The organism is Emticicia agri (assembly GCF_004168285.1).
Classification (GTDB): domain Bacteria; phylum Bacteroidota; class Bacteroidia; order Cytophagales; family Spirosomataceae; genus Emticicia; species Emticicia agri.
Genome location: NZ_SEWF01000036.1, coordinates 24,761 through 37,768, shown reverse-complemented (window position 1 = coordinate 37,768; position 13,008 = coordinate 24,761). Strand labels below are relative to the sequence as shown.

At 40.4% G+C, this 13,008-nt stretch carries 8 protein-coding genes; 3 read left to right on the top strand and 5 right to left on the bottom strand.

The window, feature by feature from the left end:
• Nucleotides 1-71: 71 nt before the first annotated feature.
• Nucleotides 72-602: a hypothetical protein gene (locus EWM59_RS20145; protein WP_130023051.1), complete on the bottom strand. Its 531-nt coding sequence runs from the start codon at nt 600-602 to the stop codon at nt 72-74.
• A 234-nt stretch (nt 603-836) separates the two neighbouring features.
• On the opposite strand from EWM59_RS20145, the gene EWM59_RS20140 reads away from it, so the two are divergent.
• Both EWM59_RS20140 and EWM59_RS20135 read left to right on the top strand, forming a co-directional pair.
• The gene (locus tag EWM59_RS20140; RefSeq protein ID WP_130023050.1) at nt 837-1,901 is read left to right on the top strand and encodes a sensor histidine kinase; all 1,065 of its coding nucleotides are present in this window, start codon (nt 837-839) and stop codon (nt 1,899-1,901) included.
• Nucleotides 1,898-2,623, top strand: a complete 726-nt coding sequence (locus EWM59_RS20135; RefSeq protein WP_130023049.1) for a LytR/AlgR family response regulator transcription factor — start codon at nt 1,898-1,900, stop codon at nt 2,621-2,623. Before EWM59_RS20140 ends, EWM59_RS20135 begins: the two co-directional genes overlap by 4 nt.
• A gap of 271 nt (nt 2,624-2,894) precedes the next feature.
• On the opposite strand, the gene EWM59_RS20130 is transcribed toward EWM59_RS20135, so the two are convergent.
• Together EWM59_RS20130 and EWM59_RS20125 are read right to left on the bottom strand one after the other, a co-directional pair.
• Entirely contained in the window at nt 2,895-3,725 is an 831-nt protein-coding gene (locus EWM59_RS20130; RefSeq protein ID WP_130023048.1) for a phage tail-like protein, read from the bottom strand.
• Between the two features lie 283 nt (nt 3,726-4,008).
• Nucleotides 4,009-5,574, bottom strand: a complete 1,566-nt coding sequence (locus tag EWM59_RS20125; protein ID WP_130023047.1) for a glycoside hydrolase family 43 protein — start codon at nt 5,572-5,574, stop codon at nt 4,009-4,011.
• Between the two features lie 177 nt (nt 5,575-5,751).
• Here EWM59_RS20125 and EWM59_RS20120 point away from each other — a divergent pair, with 177 nt between their 5' ends.
• Nucleotides 5,752-8,847, top strand: a complete 3,096-nt coding sequence (locus EWM59_RS20120) for a T9SS type A sorting domain-containing protein (protein WP_130023046.1) — start codon at nt 5,752-5,754, stop codon at nt 8,845-8,847.
• Between the two features lie 4 nt (nt 8,848-8,851).
• On the opposite strand, the gene EWM59_RS20115 is transcribed toward EWM59_RS20120, so the two are convergent.
• Nucleotides 8,852-10,171 carry a T9SS type A sorting domain-containing protein gene (locus tag EWM59_RS20115; protein ID WP_165372241.1) on the bottom strand — a complete coding sequence of 440 codons (1,320 nt, stop codon included), beginning with the start codon at nt 10,169-10,171 and terminating at the stop codon, nt 8,852-8,854.
• Between the two features lie 165 nt (nt 10,172-10,336).
• Complete coding sequence (locus EWM59_RS20110; RefSeq protein WP_229239397.1) at nt 10,337-13,003, bottom strand: ABC transporter permease; 2,667 nt, start codon at nt 13,001-13,003, stop codon at nt 10,337-10,339.
• Between the last annotated feature and the right edge of the window lie 5 nt (nt 13,004-13,008).

The window sequence follows — 13,008 nt, the reverse complement described above, 5'->3', positions numbered from 1 at the left end:
TGGGTTTTATAAGGTTAGCTAAGCTCCTGCCCTAAGAGTCCTTTGCAAGAGACTCTTAGGGGACGAGAAATTTAATTCAAAAGTGTTAGAAAATCTTCGGTTACAACATATCTTCCATCACCTGTAAATTCTGTCCATGAATTATCAATATCAAAAGCCTCAATCAGGTCAAACCTGTTTTGCTCATTGAGGTAATTTTGTCTTGCCAATACTTCCTTGAAAGATTCTGAATCAGTAAGATTTGTTTTATTTTCCGCTATAAATTCTTTGATATAGGCCCATTCAATTACCAGAATTTCACCGCTATCAACCCCAAACAAACATTCTTCTGATAAATCATATTCTTCAAAATCTTCTTCAAAAATTCTGAATATCTCTGAAGCATCTATTACATATTCCCCTTCAACAAAGCTATTTATCTGATAAAAGCCAATAATAGACCCACCATGAGGGAATAATGTTTTATTGATTTTTTCTGCTTTGGTAAAGGTAATCGGCTCTTCAAGAGGCAAATGATGAAAATAATCCAGCAATTCTTCACGAAGAAATAAGGGGTCAATTATGAGTACAGTAGGAGAGGATAAGTAAAGTTTAAAATTCATTTTTTACTGGTTGGCTTCGATAAAATGTCTGTCATTATATGAGCTTAATCTTCAAAAAACAAACCAGAAAATTCTCGGAATCGTGCCAGTAATAAAATAAATCAAGATTTAACAGAAACGGGTCTCTGCATTTCATCAATTATTTCTTACCTTACGTCAAGCAGGGTTTGGGTGCCAAGTGGAATATGGCTAATTTTGGTGTATAAGAATGGCTTATTTTCTTTGTCTGTTTTGATGCAAAACTGGTTTTTCAGATATAAACTTCACCATATTCTTTTCTGGATATGCTACCATCTGCTGTGGCTCTGGATTAATATCGGCAATCTGCCTGATGCGTATGCGTATCTTTTTTTAGGGGCTTTTCCGGTTAAATTCTATGGGTATATCATTTTTCAGGCTTTAGGAGCTTATTTTAACCTGTATTACCTGATACCCCGGTTTTTGTATGTAGGCAAGTATAAAACCTATATTGCGCTGGTTATGGTTACCATTCTAATTTGTTCGGCTTTAATTGTGAGTGGGTATTATCTGGCACCTTATTTCTCTGATTTAACCTTTGAGCAGATATTCGGTCGTCGGCCTGACCAGTTCCTGCTTATTTTTGCTACCAATGCCTTTCCGTCAACAGTTGGGAGCATGACTTTAGCCATGAGTATCAAATTAGGCAAAAACTGGCTGGAAACCGAAAAAAAACGTCTGGCTCTGGAAAAAGATAACCTCGAAACCGAACTGAAATACCTGAAATCGCAGATAAATCCTCATTTTTTGTTCAATACCATTAATTCTATTTTTGTGCTGATTCACAAAAATCCTGATTTGGCTTCTGAATCTTTGGCATCGTTTTCTGACATGTTGAGGTATCAGTTGTATGAGTGTAACGACCAGGAAATACCACTCAGCAAAGAATTACATTTTTTAGAGAATTTTATAGAATTAGAATCACTCAGGCTGAATGAAAACCAGACTGAGTTACAGTTTGAAATCAATCATGCTTCGGCACAGGGAGCCAATATTGCGCCGTTTATCCTGTTGTCATTTGTTGAAAATGCTTTCAAACACGTATCTAAAGGCAAAACGCAGAAGAATTTTATACGGATGTGTCTGGCCGTAAAAGACCATAAAACACTTGAAATGCAGATAGAAAACAGTCGGGGAGGAGATACGAACTCGCCCTCGTCGGGCATAGGTATGAAGAATGTGCAACGGCGGCTAAACCTGATTTATCCGCATCAGCACCAATTGTGTATTGATTCAGACCATAAAACCTATAAAGTAGCACTGACCATCCATTTGCCATGAAACTCAGGTGTGTAATAGTAGATGATGAGCCATTAGCCAGTGAGGGTTTAATGAAGTATATTGAGGTAATTGATTACCTTGAATTAGCCGCTATTGCCGAAAATCCGCTTGAACTGAATAAAATACTGGAAAATGAACGGATAGACCTGATTTTTTTAGATATTCAGATGCCGCACATGACGGGGCTTGACTTTCTGAAAATCAAGCCAAATCTGCCAATGGTGATTATTACTACGGCTTACCCCAACTATGCCCTTGAGGGCTTTCAGTTTGATGTGGTTGATTATCTGCTGAAACCCATTACTTTTAATCGGTTTTATAAGGCTACCAATAAAGCAAAGGAACTACACTTACTGAAAAATCAGAAAGCTGAAAATCTGAATCAGCCATCAGAACCTGACTATCTGTTTATCAAGTGCGAAAGCAAATATGAAAAGATTCTGATTGATGAGATATTGTTTGTACAAGCCTTACAAAACTACGTGATTATTTTTACCACCCGGGGCAAATACATGACTTTATTGCCCCTGAAAACGGTAGAGGAATACCTTGACCCGAATCGTTTTTTGCGGGTACATAAATCGTATCTGGTGGCGATTGCCAAAATCGGCAGTATCGAAAACAACGACATCACGATTCAAAGCCATCTGATTCCCATCAGCCGCACCATGCGTGAGCAAGTTATTGCTATTGTGGTGAAGAGTAAGTTGTTGAGTAGATAGAGTAATTGTCGATTTTCAAACGGGTCGCCGTTGCGATGCAGATTGTCGAATAGAAAAAGAGATTGGCGATTTTGATAAGTATTTTGAGTAATAAATTGATAATATTTTCAATTGTGAAACATCGACTGGGCGTCCCCGTGTTTTATAGTATACATTGTGACTATCGTTTTATTGCCACTATGTACACAATGGACACGGGGACGCCCAGTCAATGTTTCACAATTTTATTTATTAGAATTATATCAATGAGTACTATGTGTTAATAAATCACTTAAAATCTTCTGACGGCTCTGGCTCTGTGGGCATAAAAAGGGTAGGCACCTGGTTCGTGATTATGCTTGTTTTTTGTGTAATTTGAGATTTCTCCATCAAAAAAATTAAGCATAGTACCTTCAGTAGGAGTTGCTTCTGACGATGACCAGTAATAAGAATCAAGTTTAACGGTATTAGAGAATCCTGTTAAAAATTGTCTGTTTTCATACATAATTGTAAGCTCTGCTATAGAAGGTAAATACCAGCCACCATACCTATTAAAATTCATCTGGCGACATAAAAAGGCACCAGTTAAAGTCCAGCCAAATTTATGAACAAGTATTTCTGTGTTTTTTTCGCCATCAAATACTCCGGTTCCCATAGCCATCACATACATAGGAAAACCAAACTCATCATTTACCATATCTCCCCACTTGACACCAATATTTCCATAGGGGAAAGGAGCGGTCATCGGTACATCGGCTGGTGCGGCAACTATGCCATGCTGACCTGAATCGTCAACCCAGATAACAGTGCCGCCTTGTGCCTGCTGTCCTACTGAATAAATGGTAGTATTGCCATTGGTTATATTAAACATGGCTTTCCATTGCGTGCCGTCGTACATATAGGCACCTACAGGCGAGCAGTTATTACAAAAAACCTGTAAACCTGCTTTAGGTGTTAAAGCCGCCCGTTGAGTCATGCTCATGCTTGGGATTGCTACACCTCCGGTAGTGCTTTTGGTATCGATTAAAGCTGAGGTACCCGATGGGGTAATGGTTACACTTTGGGCAGATAATTGGTAAGTAAACAGGAACACAGCAACGAGTAAAAGGGAAATTTGTCTCATGACTTATCATAATTAGAATGGATAATAAGCCAAAGCTAATTCTTAGTCGGTACTGATTTTTCTTAGAATGTACTGGTGGCAGGGAATGTGATAAAGTTGGTGAAGATTAATTGATAGTTGGCGGGTAGGAGAAACTTTATTTTATTGTCGAATGTCGATTGCAAATTGTCGATTAAGAAAAAAACATTCGACAATCTGCAATCGATATTCGACATTTTTAAATTGACAATCCGAAATCGCAACGGCGACCCGTTCGAAAATCGACAATCACTTGACAATTTCTTTATTCATATTTCATTTCAATAGCCTTTACCTCCCCTTTGCCTGCGGATTTGCCGGATACATTCAGGCCGACTCTTGCGGCTCTGTCCCAGCGAGGTAGCCATAGCGTTTCTACTTCGGCTACTTTGTTTTTAGCTTCGGGTTTCTGGCCTTTTATTTCCCAACTGAATTCGTAAAAGCGGCCATTGTAGCTTTGTAGTTTCAGGGTTACCTCTTTGGTATCTGCCGGAAGTTCCTGTGTTTTAACCACTTCATGTACCCCATCTTTTATGCGCCAAAGCTCTGTTTTAGACCCACGCACCCCATACCCAAGGGCATTTTTGGCATCGCCATAAATCACAATGTTTTGCAGCATATCAGCTTTCGGACTTATTTCTGCCGAAAACGTATAACTGCCCTTTTTGATAGTAAAACCAATAAAGTTTCCGGTTTCTATGGGGTTTGTATTTTCAATCTGTAAAGCACCGTTCTGAACAGCATAGGCAGGTTTTGGATAACGCACGTCGTGTATCCAACGCATATGAGGCATGGGCTGGCTAAAGTTGACATTGAAACCCGAGTAATTGGCTATGCTTGTACCAGCCGGAGATTCGGCTTGCTCGGGTGTAGCTTTACCGTATCTGAACACAGGCCACTGGGTGGTTTCGTCCCAAACCAGTTCGCTCAAAACGCCTTGTCTGCCTACAAAAGTAAAATCAGCGGCACTATACGCATGATGCAGATAGAAATAACGGTTATCGGGCGTGGTAACTACTGTGCCATGCCCCGGACATTTCCAAACCTCATCACCTACCAGTACCGGATTTCCTGCATACTTTGTCCAGGGACCTTGCAGTTTTTCTGCCCTTGCAAAACCTACCATATAATTGCATTTGCTGCCACAACACGAATTGCCCGAATAGAGCATATACCAGTATTTGCCTCGTTTAAAAATAGCCTGCCCTTCGGCACCGCCTTTCTCCCAGTCGTCAGGGTTGGCTTTAATCAGCGCAAAGGCTTCACCAGTTACTTTCAATCCATCGGCCGATAGTTCTGCGCCCAACAGTTCTATTACTCTGCCTTTATCGAGGCCGTAGGCTTTCCAGGTTATAAATAGTTTTCCTTTGTCTTCTACCACGTAGGCGTCAATGGCTTCCGAAGTCCATTCAATCATTAACCCGTGGTCGGTAAAACCTTTGGTAATGTCTTTGGTGGTAGCTACCCCGATAAACGACTGTTTATCTGATTTCCGGCGGGCGGTATAATAGCAATAAAAAGTGCCATTACGATAGAATAATTCGGGTGCCCAGAAACTACCCATTGTCCACTCAGGAATCTCGGCAAATACAGGGCCGACATATTCCCAGTCAACTAAGTTTTTCGACCTGTAAATCGGATACGCAGGTCCCCATTCTGAGGAAGTTCCGGCGGCATAATAGGTATCATCTACACGAATCACAGACGGGTCGGCATAGTCTCCGGCTATTACAGGGTTTCTATAAGTGCTTACCTGTTTCAGGGGCTGCTTTTGTGCCATTGCAGCAGAAACTGCAAAAGTGAATACAAAAAGAATCGTTAATAATCTCATGCGATAGGGGATTGAATAGATGAGCGAAGAAAAGGAATTATTTTGATATAAGAAACCCTGACCGACGAATATCTGGATTGTAACGATAGATTTGGCCCAGGATGATTTGAAAAATCGGGACGGGTTTACAACCAATTGGGGGTTCTAAAAGTCATGGCTATGAATAAACGCTGAACCATGAAAAAATTACTGACTTTTGTTTGCTGGCTAATGGGGTACGCTGTTGTGGCACAACAGCAGGTAACTGATTTTGAGGGTTTAAAGATTAAAAACCTGCGCTATGTACAAAAAGTAGATACCATAAATGGGAAGTTGATTTTTTCAATTTATAATGCAGAGATTTCCAATTATAGCACCTGGGTAACTGATGGTTCTCCCGAAAATACCCATTTGCTGACCGATAGCACCGGAAAAGGGCCTGATTTGATTCAGGGAAGTTTAAGAGCATACGACTACCTGTATTTAAGAAGAGAATATATTTACCGGACAAAAGGAGAAACTTTAGAGCGTGTGATTCCTAACACTTCGTCCCTTGAAGGTTTTCATGTATTCAATAACAAAATTCTACTTTATTACCGTAACTATCAATCAAATGGCACAGAGAACAGGAATGTCTCTGAATTTGACTGGCTGAATGAAGACAATACACGCACCAAGTGGGATGAAAATGTGATACTGTATAAAATTATTGATTCTACCCTGCACTACCTGAAATTTAATTACCAGACAAGGCTCTATGAACTATGCCGGTTGACTAAAAACGGCGTTCTTACTAAAAATATCATAGCCAATCCGAATGTAGGCATTATCAATAATTTTCAGTATCTGTCTCATCATGGCATGGACTACTATTTTTTTGACGTGGGAAATGGGAGGAAAATGCTGGCTAAGCCCGAAAATAGCAATGATGACGTGCAATTGGCTGACTGGGGTGTAAATTCCTATTTTCCGTTAGCAGTACAAGACAGCGCACAGCATATTTATTTCCTGAAATACGATGGTACGCTGACATTTTATGCGCTATCTGCTGATAATGAGCTGACACCGTGGAAGAATGTATTGGTTAGTAGTATTTCTCTTAGTAATAATGATATTTATGGCTATGGTGTTGTGTATCGGAATTTTATTATGACTGGAGATAAACTGGTTTTTACTTCTACCAAAGGCAGCGAAGGTATCAATTCTTATTTTCTGAATGTATTTGACCTTAAATCCGGTGTTAATATAAGAAGTAAGAATCTGGTAGAGTATTTCAGGTGGTATTATTGGGATATGGGCATCAGTGTGATTGATAGCAATACGTATGTGCTTGATAACCTCGCCAATATGAAAATTACTTATAGTTTTCTGAAAGATACCGTACTCTCAGTCAATCCTTATCCACTCAAAATTGATTCGTTGGTTACGCTTCCACAACATACATTGCTGTTGTCAGACGGTATTTATAATTTCGATAAGGGGGTAAAAACACCTCTGCTTCCGATAAGGCCAATCTATGACATTAATCAGTCTGCAGGTTTTCAGTTCAGGCTATTCAATAACCGGATTATTTACTGGAAATATAACCCTGTCAGCCAGTACAATGAGGTCTGGGCAAGTAAAGGAGAAAAAAACGACCTGGAGCTATTGGTGAGTTTCAAAGGCGGATTTAACTATTGGGGAGATAACCTGTTTGTGCAGGAGACAAAAATTTATTTTCATGCTGCCAACGAACTCGGAGGTATTTCTTATTATGAAACTGATGGTACAAAAGCCGGAACCAGAAAAATATTTGAGACTAAAGCCATTTTGGGGAATATAACACAAAATGTACGAAAGAATGCTGCACAATTGATTGTAAGATTGGCTGATGGGGCTAATACAGGCAATATCGTCATTATTAAAGACGGTAAAGGAAAACTGGTGAGTTTTCCGATAAAAAATTATTTTGAAACCTACCTGACACAGAACGACGCCTATATTACTAAAACCGATGTTTATACAAATGATTTATACAAAGTAACAGGTGATACGCTCACACTCATTGACAGGAATATTTATAATACAACGGCTTACCATGACAGCCTGTTTTATACGAGGGGTGTTTCTATGCAGGATAATCCCCTTGACTTATATACTATCGTTGATGGCTCGGCTACGCCTGTCAGGTTTTTGACTAACCCTATAAACGATTATGGGATTTATGGAAATAAACTGCTATATACCCAATACCTGAACGGAAGCCATGTTTTTACGGTAGTTGATTTACCAACCAATAAAACAGAAATCAGCCGTGCGAGGAGTGCCGCCAATGGCATAAGACAATACCTGAACGGAGCATTGGTGCTGTTCAGAGATACAAAACTACTGCTGATAAGAAACGGCTCTATGAAAGAATATGACATGGGGTTTCACCCAACCAATGGGATTTTTGCTTTCAATAAAGGTATTTTATTAGTGGGCGTGAAAGATATTACTTATTACGATTTGTCGAATGATAATATCAGTAAAGTTTTAATCAACGAATACTTTAATGCCAGTTGGCTACTCAATTTACTGCTTAAAGACAATGATTTCTTTATGATTCCTTTGGGTGCAGAAAATGAGCAACCAACATGGGCTTACTGGTCGGTGGTAGAAAAAAGGTTGTGGAAGTTTAATCCCAACATAGCATCGTTTGCCAATGTCCATAAGAATGGTGCATTTTCGTCCACTAAAAATGGTGAACATAAAACTTACTGGTATTTCAATGGAAGTCAGTTAATTGAAAGCTATCAGTTGCCCGATTATGACCCTAATAAAGTTTTCAAAACCAATGAACACTTGTATGCACCCATAGCTACGGCTGAAACCGGACCGGAACTCTATCAGTTTGATACCAAATCGCTGATGGCATACCCTGAGATTGTGCACGGGGCAGAGGGAGCAGATATACGGCTGGCATTTGACTACAATAATCAGGTGTATGTATATGGTTTTACGTTAGATAACGGCTGGCAAATCTGGAAAATGTCAGACCCGAAAGCTGTATTTATCGAGCCTGATGGCCCATTAGCAACAGAACCTATTGTAGAAACGCTTGTGGTCTATCCCAACCCCACACAAGACCGTGTGTCTGTCAATACCGAAAAAACGCTACCATACAGAATAATCAATACCCGAGGGCAGGTATTGATGCAGGGGAAGGCAGTACCTAAGCAGGAAATTGATATAAGACAATTACCCCAGGGCATCTATCTGATTCAGTTGTTTGATGAGCGAAGGGTATATGTGCGAAAGGTGGTGAAAGAATGATAATTTATTTATGCAGGAGTAGTTTTTTAGTAAAGTACTGGCCTTCTCTGTTTTGCAGGCGTACCAGATAGACACCATCACTCAGGTTCGATAAATCTAACTCCCATCGGCATTGGGTGTGGTATTGTTCGTAGCCTGTTACTTTTTTAGTAAATGCTTTTACTATACGTCCTTTGGTATCTAAAATGTCTACTTTTATGGCACAACCCTGCTCAATAAGATTGGTAAGAATAGCCGTGCCACTTGTCGGATTGGGATATAAAAACATTTCAGGAAAGCCCGAATCGGCGTTATCGGGTAATACTTCATACGTATAATTCACTCGTCCGTCATTTGTCCATTTTATCTGAGGCTCCGGCAGAAATACCCTATCACCAGTCTGATGCGTTTCTCTTTTCAACGAATCGTTTTCATCATATTCGTAAATAAACCGATGGTCGTTGAAATAAAACGGTACATCAGAGCCATCATCGGGCGATTCACTATGTCTGGTTTGCTGAACTAACTGCCCTTTGGCATTATAAATATTCTCTAAAAAACCATGAAAAATATATTTGTTTTTAGGCGCATAATAAGAAGAATCAAGTTGCAGCACCAGTTGTTTTTGGGCATTGTAATTTTTGTGTGATTTATAAAAGCGTGTGGTTAAAATGCTCTCATTCCCGTCGGCATCATAGGCAAAATCAGTTCTTAAATTGCCATCCATCTGATAAATCAGTTGCTCTGCCTGATTGTAAAAGTATTGGCTTCGGTCTAACTCTACCAGTTGCTGAGTCGGGTGGTCCCAGCCAAAACGGATGATTTCTATGAGTTGCTGGCTGGCATTATAGAAGTATTGGTGTTTGTTTTGTGGAAAGTAGGTTTTCTTGCTTGTATCATAAACTAATATCTGCGTTTCAGTCAATTTCCCTGCTTCATTGTACTGAAAGGTCTCTGTTCTGCTTCCTAAAAAACTGTCGGCTAAATAAATAGATGGAAACTGGTAGCTGATTTCGGTTACCTGTCCTTTTGCATCGTATTTATACCCGATTTTCTCGTTCATAGTAAAACCACTTGCTTTGATAGGTGCCGACCCGGTGAGCCGTTCAATAATCCGGCCATTGCTGTACTGGTCAATCTTTTTCCGATATATGGCATAGGGTTGCCAGCCTGCCAAGGAGTCGTAACTTTCGGTAGATTGATAGGTAACTCTCTGCTGGGCAAAAACTTTCAGGTCGGATAGTAAACAAAAGATGAAACTCACGAGAGCTACCCGAAGCAACCACTTGCCGGAATTGTTTTTCGGCTTAGGAGCATTGTTTGTTTTAGTAGGTATGTTTTTCATAGCCAAGCAAGTGAACAGAAACACCATTCTTCCTGTGGAATGTATCTGGTTCTTAAACAAAGATAGAAGGAAAAATAGGATTTGTTGAGGGGCAACGGTTTAATATTTTAAAGCGGTTGATTCCCTTTTTGTGGGGCGAACCCGGAGGTTCGCCTCACAATTAAATTACTCGCTTCTCAAACTCTTTATCGGGTTCATCAGAGCCGCTTTGATGCTCTGGAAACTTACGGTCAGGAGTGCTACCGCGATGGCTAATAGCCCGGCAACTGCAAATATCCACCAACTGATTTCAACCCGATAGGCAAAGTCTTCTAACCACTCGCTCATCGCATACCAGGCAATCGGGGTTACAATCAGAATTGCTATAAAGATTAGTTTGACAAAATCTTTAGATAGAAGCACAACCACACTCATGACCGAAGCCCCTAACACTTTACGGACACCAATTTCTTTGGTTCGCTGTTGGGCTGTAAACATGGCCAGACCAAATAAACCGAGACACGAAATAATGATGTTAAGCGTAGCAAAAATACTGAACAACTGTCCGGTGCGCTGTTCTGACTGATACGTTTTGTTGAAGCGGTCGTTCAGAAAAGAGTACGAAAACGGATTGTTAGTTTGTGCCTTCCATTTTCGTTCCAATACTTCCAGAAAATCCGGTATATCGCTGGTACGTACTCTGATAGCCATCTGGTAAGTATCGGCACCATAATACATCACCAAAGGAGCTATACGGTTATGAATTGACTCAAAATGAAAATCTCTTACCACACCAATTACTGTAAATATACGTTTACTGTCAGGCTCTCCGGTGCCAAGGGTTCTTAATTGCTGACCAATCGGATTTTTGAAACCAAACTCTTTGGCAGCTGCTTCATTAATTAATACAGCGGCTGTATCAGACTTTACATCTTTTGAGAAATTACGCCCGGCCACCAGTTTAATACCCAGCGTAGGCAAGTAATCATCATCAATACTATACGTTTTATCACGATACGTAACAGGCTGATCAGAGCCATTGACCACCTCAAATCCATCAGCGCCGTTGTTGGAGGCTCCGGCAGGAATATACCCTGCCATTGTAGCGTTGGCTACCTGAGATAATTGCTTGATTTCGTTTTTAAAGGTAGTTAATTGCTTGCCCAATATATAAGTATCATGCAAAACCAATACCTGGTCTTTATCGAAACCTACTTTTTTATTCTGAATAAAATTCAACTGCCTATACACCACTATAGTGCCGATAATCATACCGATAGAAACCACAAACTGGATAGTAACCAAGGTACTACGTAGCCAGCTACTTTTGAATCCGGCGTTGATTTTACCTTTCAGTACACTCACAGGTTTAAAAGCAGACAGGAAAAACGCCGGATAACTTCCGGCCAGTAATCCGATAAACAGGCAGGCTAATAGAATAGCAGGCAGCATCATGCCTTTTACCAGTACACTCACCTCAAATGCTTTACCCGATAGCTGATTAAAATAAGGCAAGGCCATTGCTACTATAACCAATGCAACTGCCAAAGCCATAAATGTAACCAATACCGACTCGCTCAGAAACTGCCCGATTAACTGCCCTTGTACTGAGCCTAATACTTTGCGGATACCTACTTCTTTAGCCCGGTTAGCCGAACCTGCCGTTGAAAGATTCATGAAATTGATGCAGGCAATCAACAAAATAAATAACGCAATTGCCGAGAATATATACACATACTTACTATCACTATTGGCTTCTATTTCTCCGTCTAAATGAGATTTAAGGTGAATGTCTGTAACGGGTTGAAAGACAAACTCAATTTTATCTCCACGTTTTTTGAAATCAGCCAGACTGATACCTATAAACTCGTGGATTTCCGGCCCAAGGTATTTCTCTATCAGGGCAGGCATAGTAGCATTCAATTTTTCGAGGGTGTACCCTTCTCGAAGTACAGCGTAGGTAAGTGCTCCGCTTGATAGCCATTTCTCACCCAGTTGTTCTCCATGAATGGAGGCAAACATATCATAATGAAAGTGCGTATTAGAGGGTACATCTTTACAAAGTCCGGTAATACGATACACATCTTTTTCACCAAAAGTCAGGGTTTTACCGATAGGGTCTGTATTGCCAAAATATTTTTCGGCTATGCTTTCTGTAATTACGAGTGTTTTGGGTTCTTTAAGAATAGTTTTGGGGTTTCCCTTCAGCAATGGAATAGAGAATACATCAAAGAAATTGGAATCGGCAAAAACAATACGCTCTTCCTTAAAGCTCTCATTTCCTTTTTTTACAATGAATGTTCCCCTGGAATCCATTCTGGTAGCTGTTTCAACACCCGGAATTTCCCTCATTAATGCAGGGGCCGCAGGAGCACTGGCGAAGGCAGTTTGTATTTTTTTCCCGGCAAGCATCCCTTCAATCACCATTCTATAGGTACGATTGGCTTTTGTATGATACTTATCATAGCTTAGTTCATGCTGAACAAACAAAACAATGAGCAGGCAGGAAGCTATGCCAATAGCAAGCCCGAGAATATTGATGGTAGTGTAAGCCTTGCGGAGCATCAGGTTACGCCAGGCGATTTTTAAGTAATTGCGAATCATAACAGGAGATAGGGATATGGACTGAGAATAATTAGCTGACTGATTGTTGAAAAAGAAAGGGGTAAGGTAATGCAGTACTGCCCACCAGTAATCTTTGTTGGCCTGCCGTATGTTTACCTGTGTAAGTCGTTTATGATAAAACTCGTGCAAATCGCCCTGTACATCTTCTTTCAGGTCGGGCGAAAGAAACCATTCCAGGAGTCTGTCCGGCCAGCGGGGTGGTTGGGGTAGGTTATTGTCGGTCATCATCGCTT